The organism is Stutzerimonas stutzeri (genome assembly GCF_018138085.1).
Lineage (GTDB): Bacteria > Pseudomonadota > Gammaproteobacteria > Pseudomonadales > Pseudomonadaceae > Stutzerimonas > Stutzerimonas stutzeri_AI.
This window is the reverse complement of record NZ_CP073105.1, coordinates 1384478-1400568: the sequence shown is the minus strand read 5'-3', so window position 1 is coordinate 1400568 and position 16091 is coordinate 1384478. Positions and strand designations below refer to the sequence as shown.

16 protein-coding genes are annotated in these 16091 nt (G+C 59.7%); 12 read left to right on the top strand and 4 right to left on the bottom strand.

Annotation, left to right across the window (positions count from 1 at the left end):
- Window positions 1–94: 94 nt before the first annotated feature.
- The 9 genes from KCX70_RS06630 to KCX70_RS06590 all read left to right on the top strand — a co-directional run bounded on the left by KCX70_RS06630 (window position 95) and on the right by KCX70_RS06590 (window position 9245).
- Window positions 95–904, top strand: a complete 810-nt coding sequence (locus KCX70_RS06630; protein ID WP_212619656.1) for a gamma-carboxygeranoyl-CoA hydratase — start codon at window positions 95–97, stop codon at window positions 902–904.
- Window positions 901–2805 carry an acetyl/propionyl/methylcrotonyl-CoA carboxylase subunit alpha gene (locus tag KCX70_RS06625; RefSeq protein WP_272876418.1) on the top strand — a complete coding sequence of 635 codons (1905 nt, stop codon included), beginning with the start codon at window positions 901–903 and terminating at the stop codon, window positions 2803–2805. Before KCX70_RS06630 ends, KCX70_RS06625 begins: the two co-directional genes overlap by 4 nt.
- Window positions 2802–3704 carry a hydroxymethylglutaryl-CoA lyase gene (locus tag KCX70_RS06620; protein ID WP_212619654.1) on the top strand — a complete coding sequence of 301 codons (903 nt, stop codon included), beginning with the start codon at window positions 2802–2804 and terminating at the stop codon, window positions 3702–3704. The genes KCX70_RS06625 and KCX70_RS06620 overlap by 4 nt, the downstream gene beginning before the upstream one ends.
- Window positions 3705–3975: 271 nt before the next feature.
- Entirely contained in the window at window positions 3976–5163 is a 1188-nt protein-coding gene (locus KCX70_RS06615; protein ID WP_212619653.1) for an acetyl-CoA C-acetyltransferase, read from the top strand.
- Entirely contained in the window at window positions 5160–5855 is a 696-nt protein-coding gene (locus tag KCX70_RS06610) for a TetR/AcrR family transcriptional regulator (RefSeq protein ID WP_212619652.1), read from the top strand. The genes KCX70_RS06615 and KCX70_RS06610 overlap by 4 nt, the downstream gene beginning before the upstream one ends.
- A 91-nt stretch (window positions 5856–5946) precedes the next feature.
- A complete protein-coding gene (gene folE, locus KCX70_RS06605) occupies window positions 5947–6504 on the top strand; it encodes a GTP cyclohydrolase I FolE (protein WP_042926793.1) in 558 nt (185 codons plus the stop codon).
- Window position 6505: 1 nt separating this feature from the next.
- Window positions 6506–6880 (top strand): dihydroneopterin triphosphate 2'-epimerase, encoded by a 375-nt coding sequence (gene folX, locus KCX70_RS06600; protein ID WP_042926794.1) that lies wholly within the window; start codon window positions 6506–6508, stop codon window positions 6878–6880.
- Between the two features lie 413 nt (window positions 6881–7293).
- On the top strand, window positions 7294–8661 hold the full coding sequence (locus tag KCX70_RS06595; protein ID WP_212619651.1) for a DUF1329 domain-containing protein: 1368 nt from the start codon (window positions 7294–7296) through the stop codon (window positions 8659–8661).
- A gap of 74 nt (window positions 8662–8735) precedes the next feature.
- On the top strand, window positions 8736–9245 hold the full coding sequence (locus tag KCX70_RS06590) for a DUF1993 domain-containing protein (protein ID WP_021208040.1): 510 nt from the start codon (window positions 8736–8738) through the stop codon (window positions 9243–9245).
- A gap of 114 nt (window positions 9246–9359) precedes the next feature.
- On the opposite strand, the gene KCX70_RS06585 is transcribed toward KCX70_RS06590, so the two are convergent.
- On the bottom strand, window positions 9360–9716 hold the full coding sequence (locus tag KCX70_RS06585) for a hypothetical protein (RefSeq protein WP_212619650.1): 357 nt from the start codon (window positions 9714–9716) through the stop codon (window positions 9360–9362).
- Between the two features lie 81 nt (window positions 9717–9797).
- Window positions 9798–10556, bottom strand: coding sequence for an SDR family NAD(P)-dependent oxidoreductase (locus KCX70_RS06580; RefSeq protein WP_212619649.1), 759 nt, complete (start codon window positions 10554–10556; stop codon window positions 9798–9800).
- Between the two features lie 589 nt (window positions 10557–11145).
- Here KCX70_RS06580 and KCX70_RS06575 point away from each other — a divergent pair.
- The 3 genes from KCX70_RS06575 (at window position 11146) to KCX70_RS06565 (ending at window position 13697) form a co-directional block, all read left to right on the top strand.
- Window positions 11146–12420 (top strand): cytochrome P450, encoded by a 1275-nt coding sequence (locus KCX70_RS06575; protein ID WP_212620289.1) that lies wholly within the window; start codon window positions 11146–11148, stop codon window positions 12418–12420.
- 204 nt (window positions 12421–12624) lie between these two features.
- Entirely contained in the window at window positions 12625–12846 is a 222-nt protein-coding gene (locus KCX70_RS06570) for a ferredoxin (RefSeq protein WP_212619648.1), read from the top strand.
- 170 nt (window positions 12847–13016) lie between these two features.
- Window positions 13017–13697 carry a TetR/AcrR family transcriptional regulator gene (locus KCX70_RS06565; RefSeq protein ID WP_212619647.1) on the top strand — a complete coding sequence of 227 codons (681 nt, stop codon included), beginning with the start codon at window positions 13017–13019 and terminating at the stop codon, window positions 13695–13697.
- A gap of 27 nt (window positions 13698–13724) precedes the next feature.
- Here the strand turns inward: KCX70_RS06565 and KCX70_RS06560 are convergent, their stop codons facing one another.
- Both KCX70_RS06560 and KCX70_RS06555 read right to left on the bottom strand, forming a co-directional pair.
- Window positions 13725–14777 (bottom strand): phosphotransferase family protein, encoded by a 1053-nt coding sequence (locus KCX70_RS06560; RefSeq protein ID WP_249121705.1) that lies wholly within the window; start codon window positions 14775–14777, stop codon window positions 13725–13727.
- Window positions 14774–16075 carry an acyl-CoA dehydrogenase family protein gene (locus KCX70_RS06555; RefSeq protein ID WP_212619646.1) on the bottom strand — a complete coding sequence of 434 codons (1302 nt, stop codon included), beginning with the start codon at window positions 16073–16075 and terminating at the stop codon, window positions 14774–14776. Before KCX70_RS06555 ends, KCX70_RS06560 begins: the two co-directional genes overlap by 4 nt.
- Window positions 16076–16091: the final 16 nt, after the last annotated feature.

Below are 16091 nucleotides of genomic sequence, written 5' to 3'. Positions count from 1 at the left end.
AGAAACCCGATAACGGCGCTGGAGGTTGGAGGCTCGATGTCCAGTTTTCAGCCTTCAGCCAAGGGCCGTAAGCCTTCGCCTTCAGGGATCAAATATGAGCACGTCCAGCTTTCAAACTATCGAACTCGAATACAGCGACAAAGGTTTCGCCACGCTATGGCTCAACCGCCCGGAAAAGAACAACGCATTCAACGCCGAGATGATTCGTGAACTGATCCTGGTGCTCAATGAAGTGCAGCGCGATAACTCGCTTCGCTTCCTGCTGCTGCGCGGCCGAGGCAAACATTTTTCGGCCGGGGCGGATCTGGCCTGGATGCAGCAGTCAGCGAAGTTGGATTTCGATGCTAACCTCACCGACGCCCGCGAGCTGGCCGAACTGATGTACAGCCTCTACCACCTCAAGCTGCCGACGCTGGCGGTGGTGCAAGGCGCAGCCTTCGGCGGTGCGGTCGGACTGGTGGCCTGCTGCGACATGGCCATCGGTGCGCATGACGCGCTGTTTTCCCTCTCCGAAGTGCGCATCGGTCTAGCACCCGCGGTGATCAGCCCCTTCGTGGTCAAGGCAATGGGCGAGCGCGCCACACGCCGCTACGCCATGACGGGCGAACGCTTCAGTGGCGAGCGCGCCCGCGACCTCGGCCTGTTGTCCGAGACCTACGCCGCCGCCGAACTGGATGACGCCTTGCACGGCTGGCTCGACAACCTGTTGCTCAACAGCCCGCAGGCCATGCGAGCCAGCAAGGATCTCTTACGCGAAGCCGCCAGCATCTCGCTGAGCCCGGCGTTACGCCGCTACACCGAAAATGCCATTGCGCGCATACGGGTCAGCCCCGAAGGACAGGAAGGCCTCAGCGCCTTTCTGGAGAAGCGCAAACCCAATTGGACGCAGGAGCCAGAACAATGATAACTACCCTGCTGGTCGCAAACCGGGGCGAAATCGCCTGCCGCGTGATGCGTACCGCCAAGGCCATGGGCCTCACCACCGTAGCCGTGCACAGCGCCATCGACCGTGATGCCCGGCATGCCCGCGAAGCCGACATTCGCGTTGACCTCGGCGGCGCCAAGCCGGCCGACAGTTACCTGCTGATCGACAAGCTGATCGCCGCCGCCAAGGCCAGCGGCGCGCAGGCGATCCATCCGGGCTACGGCTTCCTTTCCGAGAATGCCGACTTCGCTCGCGCCATCGAGGATGCCGGCCTGATATTCCTTGGCCCGCCTGCCTCGGCCATCGATGCCATGGGCAGCAAATCGGCAGCCAAGGCACTGATGGAAAAGGCCGGCGTGCCACTGGTGCCCGGCTATCACGGCGAAGCCCAGGACGTGGAAACCTTCCGCGTCGCTGCAGAAAAGATCGGCTACCCGGTATTGCTCAAGGCCACCGCCGGTGGTGGCGGCAAGGGCATGAAGGTGGTCGAGCGCGAGGCCGACCTCGCCGAAGCACTGCAGTCGGCCCAGCGCGAAGCGCAGTCGTCATTCGGCGATTCGCGCATGCTGGTCGAGAAATACGTACTCAAGCCGCGTCATGTGGAGATTCAGGTGTTCGCTGACCAGCACGGCAACTGCCTGTATCTCAACGAGCGTGACTGTTCGATCCAGCGCCGGCACCAGAAAGTGGTCGAGGAAGCGCCCGCGCCGGGGCTCACCCCCGAGTTGCGCCGCGCCATGGGCGAAGCCGCAGTGAAGGCTGCGCAGGCCATCGGCTACGTCGGCGCCGGAACGGTCGAGTTCCTGCTCGATGCCCGTGGCGAGTTCTTCTTCATGGAAATGAACACCCGTCTGCAGGTCGAGCACCCGGTCACCGAGGCCATCACCGGACTCGACCTGGTGGCCTGGCAGATCCGCGTTGCCCGTGGCGAACCGCTGCCAATCACCCAGGATCAGGTACCGCTCACGGGCCACGCCATCGAAGTGCGGCTGTATGCCGAAGATCCGGACAACGACTTCCTGCCGGCCACCGGTACGCTCGACCTCTACCGCGAATCGGCCGCAGGGCCTGGGCGTCGGGTCGACAGCGGCGTGACAGAAGGAGACACCGTTTCGCCGTTCTACGACCCGATGCTCGGCAAACTCATCGCCTGGGGGGAAAACCGTGAAGAAGCGCGCCTGCGTTTGCTGGCGATGCTGGATGAGACCTGCGTTGGCGGCGTGCGCACCAACCTTGCTTTTCTGCGTCGCGTAATCGGGCATCCGGCTTTCGCAGCGGCAGAGCTGGACACCGGCTTCATCCCGCGCCACGAAACCGAGCTGATGCGCGCACCCGGCGAACTGCCCGACGCATTCTGGCAGCTGGCCGCCGGGCTGTTCGTGCAGACCGAGCCGGCGAAAATTCGTGAGGACGACCTTCATTCGCCTTGGGCGCAGCGCGATGGCCTGCGTTTCGGTATGCCGGCGCAAACCAGCGTGCATTTAATGTGCTGTGGCGAGAGCCGTCAAGTACGCGTGAGCAGTCGCGCCGCAACCGAGATCACTCATCTTCCAAAAGCCATCCGTCAGGGCAACACCCTCTATCTGGAATGGAACGGCGAGCTCCAAGCCGTGACCGCCTTTGACCCCGTCGCCGAAGCCGAGGCCAGCCATCAGCACCAGGGCGGCCTGACCGCGCCCATGAACGGCAGCATCGTCCGCGTGCTGGTAGAGCTGGGCCAGCGCGTTGAAGCCGGTAGCACGCTGATCGTGTTGGAAGCGATGAAGATGGAGCACAGCATCCGCGCGCCTCAGGCTGGTGTGGTCAAGACCCTGTTCTGCCAGGAAGGCGAGCTCATCAGCGAAGGCAGCGTGCTGGTGGAACTGGAGGAATCTGCATGACCCTGCCCAAACACGTCCGTCTAGTCGAAGTCGGCCCGCGCGACGGCCTGCAGAACGAAAAGCAGCCCATCAGCGTCGCCGACAAAGTGCGGCTGGTAGATGACCTCAGCGCGGCCGGCCTGCAGTACATCGAGGTCGGTAGTTTCGTGTCGCCCAAATGGGTGCCGCAGATGGCCGGCTCGGCCGAAGTCTTCGCGCAGATCCGGCAGAAACCGGGCGTGACCTACGCGGCCCTTACGCCGAACCTGAAAGGCCTCGAAGCGGCCATCGAAGCCGGCGTCAGCGAGGTCGCGGTGTTCGGCTCCGCGTCCGAGGCGTTCTCGCAGAAGAACATCAATTGCTCCATTGACGAGAGCCTGGCGCGCTTCGCCCCGCTGATGGAAGCGGCGCGGGAAAACGGCATTCAGGTGCGTGGCTATGTGTCTTGCGTGCTGGGTTGTCCCTACGAAGGCGAGATCGACCCGAAGCGCGTCGCCCTCGTGGCTCGCGAATTGTTCGCCATGGGCTGCTATGAAATTTCCCTGGGTGACACCATCGGTACCGGCACACCAGAGAAGACTCGCCAGCTGTTCGAAGTGGTCAGCCGCGAGGTGCCGTGTAACAAGCTCGCCGGGCACTTTCATGACACCTATGGTCAAGCGCTGGCGAACATTTACGCCAGCCTCCTCGAAGGAATCTGCACGTTCGACGGCTCGGTTGCTGGCCTCGGCGGTTGTCCTTATGCCAAGGGCGCTAGCGGCAATGTAGCCAGTGAGGATGTGCTCTATATGCTCAACGGTTTAGGCATTGACACTGGCATCGACCTGGACGCTCTCGTTGCCTCCGGGCAGCGCATCAGTGACCTGCTGGGTCGACCCAATGGCTCGCGGGTCGCGCGGGCGCGGCTGAATGCGTTGTGACCAAGCATCGACGGGCCGCGCACGGCCATTTCATAACAATATGAACACCCACTGGCTTGGCAATTTGGAGATTTCTAGCGAGCCCGGGGCTAAGTGCCGGTCTAGCTTCCGAATGAAGCCAGACACAGCAGGCCGGATGCTGCCACGTCCATCCTTGATTTCCCAAGCGCCGCCGCCGTTACGCTCCCATTGAATTTGGCGGCGAGCGCTTTTTTATTCTTTTCCCTATAGCGTCGCGTAATAGCGGCATGAGGGTTCTAGGAGATAAAACATGCAAGACGTTGTAATCGTTGCCGCAACACGCACTGCAATCGGCGCTTTCCAAGGCGCGCTGGCCAATGTGAGCGCGACCGAACTGGGCAGCACGGTAATCCGCGCTCTGCTGGAGAAAACCGGCATCGACCCAGCTACGGTCGATGAAGTGATCATGGGACAGGTGCTTACCGCTGGCTGCGGGCAGAATCCCGCGCGGCAATCAGCGATCAATGCGGGCCTTCCTCATAGCGTGCCTGCCATGACAGTGAACAAGCTCTGTGGCTCCGGCCTGAAAACCGTGCATTTGGCTACCCAGGCAATACGCTGCGGCGATGCCGAAATCGTCATCGCCGGCGGCATGGAAAACATGAGCCTCGCGCCTTATGTATTACCCAAGGCGCGCACCGGCCTACGCATGGGCCATGCCCAACTGGCCGACTCGCTGCTGCAGGACGGATTGCTTGATGCCTTTCATGACTATCACATGGGTATCACCGCAGAAAACCTCGTGTCCTGCTACAAACTGACCAGGGAGGAACAGGACGCCTTCGCCGCGCAATCCCAACAGCGCGCGGCGGCCGCTATCGAGGGCGGTCGTTTCAAGGCGGAAATCACACACGTATCCATCCCGCAGCGCAAAGGCGATCCCCTGCTGTTCGATACCGATGAGCAGCCCCGGACAGATACCACCATCCAGTCTCTGGCCAAACTCAAACCAGCCTTCGATAAGAACGGTAGCGTCACAGCCGGCAACGCCTCGACGCTTAACGATGGTGCGGCAGCGGTGCTGCTGATGAGCGCGTCCAAGGCCAAAGCGCTTGGCCTACCAATTCTGGCCACCGTCAAGGGTTACGCCAGCGCTGGCGTAGATCCGGCAATCATGGGGATTGGACCGGTCAGTGCGACTCGCAAGTGCCTGGACAAGTCCGGCTGGACACTCGAAGAAGTCGAGCTCATCGAAGCAAACGAAGCCTTTGCCGCACAGGCACTGTCGGTCGGCAAAGAGCTGGGCTGGGACAGCGACAAGGTCAACGTCAATGGCGGTGCCATCGCTCTGGGTCACCCTATCGGCGCATCTGGTTGTCGTGTGCTGGTTACCCTGCTGCACGAGATGATGAGCCGTGACGCCAAGAAAGGTCTGGCCACGCTTTGCATCGGTGGTGGCCAGGGCGTCGCATTGACATTGCAGCGCGACTTACCATGAACCGCTCCCTGCGCGCAAGCTACCAACGGGGCAGATCGCTACCGCTGATTGACCTCGCCCACGGCGACGCCAGCCGGCCAGTGCGGGCTGACACACCGCCGGTGCATGAGCAACTACGAATAGTGGCGCTAACACTATTCGTCGAGCATGGCTTTCAGGCGGTCAGCCTGCGCCAGTTGGCCATGGCACTCGGTATGCAAGCCGGCTCGTTGTACAACCATATGGAGAGCAAGCAAATCCTGCTTTTCGAGCTGATCGAGGAGCACGAAACGGACCTTCTGGATCTACTGGAGGCCGATGATCCCTGTCAGGCGGACGGGCTGACCCGTCTACGCAGCTACGTCGACCTGCACATTCGATACAACCTGATGCATCAACATCGGTTGGTGCTGGCTCGCCGGGAGTCCCGCTGCCTGAGCGCCGAGCAACGCGCTTCAATCGAGGCAACTAGACAGGCTCACGTCGATCACTTGGAAAAAATTCTTCGGCAGATACCCTCACCGGCCGCGGCCGAACAAAGGAGTGCTGTCGCGCGCAGCCTGATGTCGATCCTCGAAGATGCACCCACGTGGTGGTCAGCGGACGATGCCCCTGCAGTCGAAGGTTTTATAGCAGTAGTGACGCAGATGGCGGTTGGTGGGCTGGCGGGTCCCAGCGCGGAACGATCTTTACCGCTGGCTCGCTCGGCCTGAGCGGCCGGCGCAGTTGCTTCAAATACAAAGGTGCTTCACCTCAATGCCAATAGCCTCCGCAACAATCGAGGCGAACGTTAAGGAAGCAGTTATGAACGAAGACATGATTCAGCACTATCGCGGCATTCTCGAAGGTGTCGGCGAAAACCCGGAACGCGAAGGTCTGGTGGACACACCCAAACGGGCCGCAAAAGCCATGCAGTACCTCTGCCAGGGTTATGGCCAGACCGTTGAGCAAGTCGTCAACGGCGCACTTTTCGAGTCGGACAATGATGAAATGGTCATCGTCCGTGACATCGAGCTCTATTCAATGTGCGAACACCACATGCTTCCTTTCATTGGCAAGGCTCACGTTGCCTATACCCCTACCGGCAAAGTCCTCGGCCTGTCCAAAGTGGCGCGCATCGTCGATATGTTCGCCCGGCGTCTTCAGATTCAGGAAAACATGACCAAGCAGATCGCCGACGCGATCATGCAGGTGACCAATGCCGCTGGCGTCGCCGTGGTCATCGAAGCGCAGCACATGTGCATGATGATGCGGGGCTGCGAGAAGCAAAATTCGGTAATGACAACTTCGGTGATGCTCGGTGGGTTCCGTGATTCGTACAACACTCGCCAGGAATTTCTGCAGCTCATTCGAGGCCGCTGACATGCCGAGACTGGAACCGGGAATGGCGCGAATTCATGTCAAGAATTTGCGCCTGCGTACCTATATCGGCATCAAGGAAGACGAGATCCGTAACAAGCAGGACGTGCTGATCAACCTGACCATACTGTACCCGGCCGCCGATGCGGTACGCGATAACGACATCGAACAGGCTCTCAATTACCGCACCATCACCAAGGCGATCATTCGGCACGTCGAGGAAAACCGCTTCGCCCTGCTCGAGCGGCTGACCCAAGAGGTGCTGGATCTGGCGATGGCGCCACAGGCCGTACGCTATGCCGAAGTGGAAATCGACAAGCCACATGCCCTGCGCTTTGCCGAATCGGTGTCGATCACCCTAGCCGGGCACCGCGATTGATCGCCTGGGCGAGCACTAAGCCGCGAAGCCTGCATGGTCGTCGGACGTGCGGACAAAAAAAGCTGCTCACCCGAAGGTTGAGCAGCGAACCACCAGTCGCTCCTGGTTACGGGGATTCGCTCGCATGGCGAGTCGAATCAGCATCAGTACCTGATTGTCGGTCGTTGATCGAGGCTTACGCCTGGCGCCTGCGATGTATTGATTGATTGGAACCTGCCGTCACGGGGTGCTGTACCTCAGCCTACAACCTCACCATTTATTCGCCAGCGGCTCGGCGCTGTTTCGTTTGACCCGAGATAAAACGGTACGCAAGCCGCAAAAACCGTTAACGGCTAGGGTAGATCCTGATGCACGACATCGCTCCTACTCGAAGAAGCTCCATTAATAAATCCAAAAACGGAGACTGACCCCCAATGAAATTCCAGCTCGCTCTTTGTGCTGCCCTCAGTGGCATCACGACTTTATCCATTGCGGCCGTCAGCCCTGAAGAAGCCAAGCAACTGGGCAACGAACTCACCCCTTTTGGCGCGACGAAGGCCGGTAATGCCGAAGGTACGATCCCAGCGTATGAAGGCGGACTCACCACGGCCCCTGCCGACTTCAAGCCTGACAGCGGCTTCTGGGCCGATCCGTTCAAGGACGAAAAACCGCTGTTCCGTATTGATGCGTCCAACGTCGATCAGTATGCGGACAAGCTCAGCGACGGTCAGAAGCACCTGCTCAAGAAGAATCCGGAAACTTGGTACATGGACGTGTACCCGAGCCATCGCACCGCCGCGTATCCGCAAAAGGTGATGGAAGCAACGGTGCGCAATGCCACCACCTGCAACACCTACAACGACGGGCTATCCATCGAGCCGGAGTGCCGCGGGGGCCTTCCGTTCCCGATTCCGAAAACCGGCAATGAAGTGATGTGGAACCAGTTGCTGCGCTACAAGAACGGGCCGACCGCCACCACCACGACCTCCTCCAACAGCTGGGTCATCGACAGCAACGGCACCATTACCAAGGCGGCGGAACAAGCTACCTTCGAAGAGTTTCCCTACTACCAGACAGATCGCGATGATCGCGATCCCGAGATGTACGCGCGGGTGTTCTCGCTGAACAAGCAACCTGCACGCCGAGCCGGTGAGGTGGTGGGGATCAACGACTATCTAGATCCGACCAAAAAGCCGCGCCGCGCTTGGAGCTATACGCCAGGCCAACGCCGCGTGAAGCTCGCGCCGGAGTTTGCCTATGACACACCAGTAGCTAGCCAGGGCGGCGTCACCCTGTTCGACGAACTGCAGATGTTCGCCGGAATGCAAGACCGTTTCGACTTTAAGCTCGTTGGCAAGAAAGAGATGTATATCCCCTACAATGCCTACAAGTTCAACTTCGAAGCCGATCAGATGGACCAGTTCAGCGACCATCACGCAAACCCGAAATACGAGCGCTGGGAGCTGCATCGCGTCTATGTGGTGGAAGCCACACTCAAGCCGGGCATGCGCCACGTCTACAGCAAGCGGCACTACTACCTGGACGAGGACACCTTTGGTGCCGGCCTGTACGACGCTTGGGATCAGGAAGGCAACCTCTACCGCTCGATGTTCCTGAGCGGCGTTCAGCTTTACGACAAGCAGATCCCATACGCGGTCAAGAACGTCATCTACGACTTCAACAAGGGCATGTACGGCGTGATCAACGACGGGCTCAAGGGCGGCTTCAGGATTCCCAAGGAAGCGCTACCTGAGCGGCAGATGAACGCCGAAGCAATTGTCAGCCGCATCACGCAGCGCTGACGCCCGTGTCGCCGGTGGGCACCCTATACCCCCACCGGCCGCGTTCTATCAAACCCCTCACTAGGAGAACGACAGTGGCGCTCACCATGCACCAGTCATCTGTTTTTTATTTCACTCGCCTGCTGAACAACCTCTCAAACATCCTGGCCAAGGCGCAGGCCCATGCGGACGAAGCAGGCACCGATCCGAAAGACCTGCTCGAAGCCCGGCTGGCTGAAGACATGTTCAACCTCAGTCAGCAAATTCAGATGGCATGCTTGCATCCCATACTGTTTGTCGCAGGCATCACGGGCAAGCCTGCCGAACTCCAAAAAGATGAGGATCGCAGCTTCGCCGAGCTGCGCTCGCGGATTAGCGAAACCATTTCCGTGCTGGAAAGCATTCGCCCCGAAGATCTCAACGGTAGCGAAGACCGCGAAATAGTGCTCGCCACACCGCGAGCCGACCTTCCGTTCACCGGCCAGGGCAGCCTGCAGATATTTTCGCTGCCGAACTTTTTCTTCCACGTCGTCACCGCCTACGACATCCTCCGGCACCGCGGCGTACCGCTAGGCAAGATGGACTTCCTAGGCGGCCTCAAATAACACGACAGTGCTGCACGCGGGGATGTGCTTATAAAATGCGCCCCTGTGGGTGCCAGAAGAACGAATCGCCGGGCATATGCCCGGCGATTTCTTTAGCACTGCATCACTGCAAATTTATTGAGGCTTGCAGATCAACTTGGCTTGGAAGGGTGCACCGGTGTATTTACCCGGCACGGCGAGGCTGGTCTGTTCGCCCGGCTCTATGGTGGTGGGTGACGGTGCATCGCTTTGAGCTTCAGCCGGTCCCGGCTGCAATTCGCACGTAACGCTGACATCAGCATTGTTAGTGATTTGCAGCATCTGCGTTGTGCTGGTAGTGGCCGTGCCAGCACTCCCTCCTCCGCTGGAACCGACCACCTCGGTCTCGATGTCGAGGCCGTTCAGCTGCTTGTCCAGATCGAGCCCATCAGCCATTGCCGTTACAGGCAGACAGAGAGCCAGACCGCAAAAGATCAACATGTTCTTATGCATTGTCGTTACCTCCGGTAAGGCGGGGCGGATGCCCCTGAATGTCAAAGCCGCTCCGTGGCAACTGGTGCTCCGGTCGCTGACTTAACTCAACATTAACATTCCGCCGTCGATCATTAGAGTCTGGCCTGTTACGAAGCGCGAACCTTCGCCGGCAAGAAAAACCAGAACGGGTGCCAAGTCTTGCGCGGCATCGCCAAGCCGACCTCCCAGCGGGATCAGACTGGCCATGAATGCATCGTGCTGCTTCAACTGAACGCCGCTCATGCTGGCGCGGGTGGCGTCGTACATTGGTGTCCATATTGCCGGGGCGATGGCGTTCACGGTAATGCCGTGCGTCCCCCACTCGCGGGCGACGGTGCGCGTCCATGCGAGGACTGCGCCCTTGCTGGCAGCGTAGTGTGCCTTGCCTGGCTGCCCGCCCACGCCAGCGGCCGAGGCGAAGTTGATGATCCTCCCGCCACCTTGGTGCATATGCTCGTAGGCTGCGCGATTGGTCAGAAAGGTGCCGCGAGCATTCACCGCGAACACTTTTTCCCACTCATCCAGGGTGATTTCATCTGCAGTGGCGTTGGGCGCAATTCCGGCAGCATTGACCAATACGTCCAGCCCGCCCAACTGTGCGGCAGCCCAAGCAAAGGCTCTTTTTACCGATTCCGTATCCGAGACATCGACGATGTGCGAACGAGCCCAGCCATTGCCCTCGATTGCCTCCTGCGGGGCGCTTTCGCTTAGGTCGAGACTCGCCACATGGGCGCCTTCGTTTACAAAAGCCGCGACTACCGCGGCGCCAATTCCTTGTGCGCCACCCGTAACGATGACGCGCTTGTTATTCAATTGCATGCCTGTGCTCCAAACTAAATGGGCCTTCGTATAAAGGCAGCTTACTGGCGATCACGTCATGTTTCGCGCAACGGCAACGGGCATGAGTGAATGAAGTTCATCCAGAAGCTTAGTAAGCAACATCGGACGCTGCGGCCGTATCGCCATTTACATACGGTTTTTCGTTTAACCCGAAGTCAAACGGAATGTAGGGAAGCTTTCATGTATTGAGTTTTTGCGGACCAGCGCTGCTTGCTCGAAATACTTGGAGAAAACCCAAGTCTCCGTACCCAACGGGGCCTTGGATCGACAAGTCGCAACGCCGCGCTAACGGCGGACCAAGGAGAATTCGCACCCTTGTCCTGAAGCGTTTGGGCACCACGACTTTACGCCGTGTAAACGGCTTCCCGCCCGAGGAATCGCTGTCGCTGTTAGGGTGAGCGCTCTGCTGAACAGACGCCCAAAGCGGACACGCGAATGACTCGGTTATCGCCGCTCGGGAAACGAATGCCACACGGCTCCAACTTGCCTGGATGCCGGGCACATGGCCAAGCCGCCTGTTCGAGGCATGAGAACAACTACAACAAAACCAAATCGGGAATCGAAGCCAATGAGCCAGTTTGAACAACTCGACATCGTCGCGGCCTATCACGCCGTAAGCGACACTTACCTCGGCACCGATGTAGACATCCACGCACTGTGCCGCCAGTACCGCCATAACGAACCGGTGATGAAGGGCGATTTCGTCGATACCTATTTGAAGGTGCCGACAAACGCTGGTGCCAAAGCGGCCAAGGCGACGGTGACAGTGTTCAAGCACAAGGACATCATGGCCATCATGCGCGACGCCGAAACCTACACCAATGGTTTCATCGCCGAAGGGCTAGGCGCGTTCTTCGACGGTCTGATCATCCTTGCCATGGACGGCGAGCAGCACCGCCGGACCCGGGCGCTGCTGCAACCGGTGTTCATGCCAGAGACGGTCAACAAGTGGCGTCCGGAAATCGACCGGGTTATCCGCGAGGACTATTTGCAACCGATGGTGGCGGATAAGCAAGCCAACCTGATGGACTTCGCACTGGATTTCCCGATACGCGTGATGTATGCCCTGATGGGCTTTCCAACCAGCGACACGGAAAAATACAAGACGTACGCTACTTGGGCGTTAGCCATGGTGGCGGGCAACCAGATCGATCCGGAAAAAGCCAAGATCTACGGACCACTGGCTGGTCAGGCGGCCAAGCACCTTTATGATGGAATCAAGGAGGTCGTCGTTGCACGGCGAGCCCAAGGCACCCAAGAGACAGACCTGATCAGTCGCCTGATCAACGCCGAAGCCGAAGGCCGCTCACTGGACGACCATGAGATCACAACATTCGTCCGCTCGCTGACCCCGGCAGCTGGGGAAACCACCACTCGCACATTCAGCTGCATCATGACCAACCTGATGCAACGTCCCGAACTAGTGGAGCGGATACGCAACGACCGCAGCCTCATCGGCAAACTCATCGACGAGGGGATCCGCCACGAGCCTATCTCGACCTTCAAGGTTCGCCAGACCTCGAAGGAAGTGGAAATTGGCGGGATCATCGTGCCGAAAGGCGGCATGGTTCAGTGCATGACCATATCCGGCAACCGCGACGAGGACGTCTTCGAGAGCCCGGACGAGTTTGACATCGACCGCAAAGTAAAGCCGTCATTCGGCTTCGGCTTCGGCCCGCATATGTGTATCGGGCAGTTCGTCGCCAAGGTGGAGCTGAACTGCGCGATCAACGCGATGCTCGATCTGTTTCCAAATATGCGCCTGGACCCATCCAAGCCAGCACCCCGAATTTCCGGTGGACAGCTGCGTGGTACCCGCGACATCCATGTGCTGTGGGATTGAGCGCGTGACGGGCCACGTAAACGAGGCGGCCGCAAGGCCGCCCCTTCACCGTTGTCTAACGCCCGCCGGAAATCGCTGCACTACGGGAGGACATCATGCCTGAACCGAGCAAATGGGCAGCGTTACGGAAACGAGCAAGCCTCTGGGGCGTCCTCATTTTCGCCAATCTGCCGCTCTGTCATTAAACCTGGCCGGAGAAACACCATGAGCTTGCACACAACCCAATACCAAGTAATCGCCGACCGCAGCCGTTGCTGCGGTTACGGACTCTGCGCTGCGGTCTGTCCGGAAATCTACAAACTAGACGATGACGGCATTGTCCATCTAACCATCGACCGCGTGCCGCCGGAGTTGGAAGAAGGCGCTCGCGAGGGCGCCGCTGCCTGCCCCGCCGAAGCGATTTGGCTGGAGGCGATCACAGACTGAAACGCACGGGATGCGATTCTGCGCAGCCAAAGTAAATTTCGATATCGAGCCTACATTCCACTTTGAGGGCAGGCAGACCTCAATCATAACGGTATGCATCATTCACTGGCCTGGCTGCCCTGGCCGAGATGGCTTAGGCTCAGATGCTTACCAATAGATGTCGAGACACCATGCATCCGCCACGCGAGACCGAAGCCTTTTCCCGAAAACGCGCCACTTTGGAGCGTCTACTTGTGGAGGCGCGCAGAATCTTTGCGGAAAAGGGCCTCGCTGGTGCGAGGCTAGAGGAAATTGCGAGCGCGGCAGGCGTCACGCGCCAATTGATCTATCAATACTTCAGCAATAAGGAGACTCTATTCACCAGCGTGCTGGACGAAAGCACGGCGCAAATTATAAAGGATCTGCTATCAATGGACCTTGATCAGTTGCCGCCACGCCAGGCGCTGACAGCTCTACTGGAATACCTTTTTGATCAATACGGCGCGGATCCTGAGTTGCGATCACTCGCACAGGAGAGCTTTCGCCTCCATGAGCATGCGACGCACAACCAGAATCGCTTCGGCGCCATAGCTGCACCGCTTATAGAGCTGATCGAACGAATCCTCAAACGCGGCGTTGAAAGCGGAGATTTTCTGCCTGACGTAGACGCGCGTATGTTCTGCGGTGCCTCCATGTTACTGACCACCCTCTGGTTCACCAGTCGCCACATCACTTCCACCGCAACGGGATTTGACACCAATACACCCGCAGGTTTGAAAGCGTGGCGCAGCTACGCGATCGATTTCGTGCTTAGCGCCGTGTTGGCAACGAATCGACCCTCGTTGAGTCGACCCAAGGTTAACGCTGGCTAGCTCAGCGAGGCCGGTTCGCTCGAACAGCTAGCCAATACGCTCTAACGCCTTCTCGAAAAGCCGTAGCGCCGAGGCATGGTGTTTTCTGCCGTGTTCCATCGACACTTTGCCCGCGCAGGCTCGGGCGTAACTGACTTCGAGAAATATGCCAAGCTTGAAAGCCGCCAGTACCAGATACCAGGTAAAGGCTTCGAAGCTTCGGGAGCTGCCCACCACGTAGCGCGCCACCAATTCATCCGCTGCGGGAAAGCCGTCCCAGGGATGCACCTCGATCGTGCCGGCGCCATGGCCGCTGGCGTCCGGCCATGTCACCACCAGCCAGGCCAAATCCAGTAGCGGATCGCCGATGGTGGCCAGTTCCCAATCGAAGATCGCGCTGAGCGCCGGCCCCTCGCGGCTGAACATCACATTGGACAGGTGATAGTCGCCATGCAGGATGCCGGGGCTGAACCGTTGCGGGCAGTTGTCATCCAGCCAGCGCGCCAGCCGGTCGAGCCCAGGAAGGCTGCCTGCGCCCGGCCAACCGGCATATCCGGCAACGCTTTCGAGCTGATGCAGCCAGCGCGCGACTTGCCGTTGATGGAAACCGTCGGGGCGCCCGAAGTCGTCGAGGCCGATGGCTCGATAGTCTAGCTCATGAAGGCAGAGCAGCGCGTCGATCATGGCCTGCCCCATGCGCCGGCGCATGTCGCGGTCGCCGGCGTGGGGCAGCGGCAAGCCGGCGGCTGAATTGGGATTGAAACCATCCACCGGCTCCATCAGGTAGAACTTCGCACCCAGGACGGTCTCGTCATCGCAAGCCGCGATCAATCCCGCGTGTGGCACCCGGCTGCTCGCCAGCGCTTTCAGCATGCGGGCTTCGCGCGCGATAGTCTTGCCGCCCACCTCCCGTAATTCCGCCGATGGCCGCCGCAGCACGAATTCACGCTCGCCCCGTCGAAAGCGCAGCAACAGGTTCTGCGTGCCACCGGTCAGTCGTACGGCATCTTCCAGTGGCCCGGATGCGAGTTCCCGCTCATCCATCCAGGCACTCAAGCGGTCGAGATCGACCAGCTCGCGCCAGTCGGTTCCGCTGCTCAACGCTGCTCTCCGCTTTGTTCCAGCGTCGCCAGCGCGTCGGCATATTTCTCACGCGCCAGCGCTGCCGCGGTCGGGCGGTGGTAGCTGGGAAACAAACTGTCGCTTGGCTGATAGTCCCGTAGCAGCTGCCTGGCCACCGTGACCTTGTGTACCTCGGTCGGGCCATCCGCCAGGCCCATCTGGAAGGAACGCAGAATGTACCCGGCGAATGGCATCTCCTCGGATACGCCAATCGAGCCATGCACATGCAGCGCGCGAGCGGCAATGTCGTGCAGCACCTTGGGCATGGCCGCTTTTACCGCGGCGATGTCTTTGCGTACACGCCGATAGTCCTGGTATTTGTCGATGCGCCAGGCGGTGCGCATCACCAGCAACCGGAACTGCTCCAGCTCGATCCAGGAGTCGGCGATTTTTTCCTGCACCATCTGTTTTGCAGCCAGCAGGCCGCCCTGGGTGGTGCGCGACAGGGCGCGCTCGCACAATGCATCGAGCGCCCTTTGCGCCTGTCCGATAACGCGCATGGCGTGATGCACGCGACCGCCACCGAGTCGCACCTGGGCGACGACGAAGGCTTCGCCGGGCTCGCCGAGCAGATCGTTGGACGACACCCGCACCTTGTCGAAACGAAGGTAGGCGTGCGTCGCCTCCGGATCGTCGGGTATGCCAACGTTGCGCACGATGGTTACGCCCGGCGCATTCGCCGGAACGATGAACATGGTGGTGCCCTTGTGCACCGAAACACTCTTGTCAGTCACCGCCATGACAATGAAAAACGCCGCAAAGCGGGCATTGGAACCGAACCACTTCTCACCGCTGATAAGCCAGTCGTCACCGTCACGCACGGCCTCGGTGGTGAACACACTGGGGTCGGCGCCGCCCTGGGGCTCGGTCATGGCGAAACAGGAGACGATCTCGTTGCTGAGCAAGGGTTCAAGGTATTTGCGCTTCTGCTCCTCGCTGCCGTAGTGCGCAAGAATTTCGCCGTTGCCCGAATCCGGCGCGTGGCAGCCAAAGACGATAGGCGCGAACAGTGTGCGGCCGAGAATTTCGTTGATCAGCGCCAGGCGCACCTGGCCGTAACCCGGCCCGCCCAGCTCCGGGCCAAGATGGCACGCCCAGAGCTTGCGCGCCTTTACCTGCGCCTGTAGCGGACGTACCAGCTGCTTGAACAGCGGATCATGGATGTTCCAGGGGCTGCCCAGTACATGCTCCAGCGGCTCGACTTCCTCACGAACGAAGCGGTCGATCCAGTCCAGTTCCGTTTGAAAGTCCGGATCGGTTTCGAAATCCCAGGCCATGTCTTGCTCCTAAAAT

What these genes read in the sequence shown, in the direction of transcription:
- KCX70_RS06570 (WP_212619648.1), top strand. Translation starts at nt 12,625, where the DNA reads ATGAGCTTGCACACAACCCAATACCAAGTAATCGCCGACCGCAGCCGT.
- KCX70_RS06585 (WP_212619650.1), bottom strand. Translation starts at nt 9,716, where the DNA reads ATGCATAAGAACATGTTGATCTTTTGCGGTCTGGCTCTCTGTCTGCCT.
- KCX70_RS06630 (WP_212619656.1), top strand. Translation starts at nt 95, where the DNA reads ATGAGCACGTCCAGCTTTCAAACTATCGAACTCGAATACAGCGACAAA.
- KCX70_RS06620 (WP_212619654.1), top strand. Translation starts at nt 2,802, where the DNA reads ATGACCCTGCCCAAACACGTCCGTCTAGTCGAAGTCGGCCCGCGCGAC.
- KCX70_RS06580 (WP_212619649.1), bottom strand. Translation starts at nt 10,556, where the DNA reads ATGCAATTGAATAACAAGCGCGTCATCGTTACGGGTGGCGCACAAGGA.
- folX (WP_042926794.1), top strand. Translation starts at nt 6,506, where the DNA reads ATGCCGAGACTGGAACCGGGAATGGCGCGAATTCATGTCAAGAATTTG.
- KCX70_RS06615 (WP_212619653.1), top strand. Translation starts at nt 3,976, where the DNA reads ATGCAAGACGTTGTAATCGTTGCCGCAACACGCACTGCAATCGGCGCT.
- KCX70_RS06610 (WP_212619652.1), top strand. Translation starts at nt 5,160, where the DNA reads ATGAACCGCTCCCTGCGCGCAAGCTACCAACGGGGCAGATCGCTACCG.
- KCX70_RS06595 (WP_212619651.1), top strand. Translation starts at nt 7,294, where the DNA reads ATGAAATTCCAGCTCGCTCTTTGTGCTGCCCTCAGTGGCATCACGACT.
- KCX70_RS06575 (WP_212620289.1), top strand. Translation starts at nt 11,146, where the DNA reads ATGAGCCAGTTTGAACAACTCGACATCGTCGCGGCCTATCACGCCGTA.
- KCX70_RS06625 (WP_272876418.1), top strand. Translation starts at nt 901, where the DNA reads ATGATAACTACCCTGCTGGTCGCAAACCGGGGCGAAATCGCCTGCCGC.
- KCX70_RS06555 (WP_212619646.1), bottom strand. Translation starts at nt 16,075, where the DNA reads ATGGCCTGGGATTTCGAAACCGATCCGGACTTTCAAACGGAACTGGAC.
- KCX70_RS06565 (WP_212619647.1), top strand. Translation starts at nt 13,017, where the DNA reads ATGCATCCGCCACGCGAGACCGAAGCCTTTTCCCGAAAACGCGCCACT.
- folE (WP_042926793.1), top strand. Translation starts at nt 5,947, where the DNA reads ATGAACGAAGACATGATTCAGCACTATCGCGGCATTCTCGAAGGTGTC.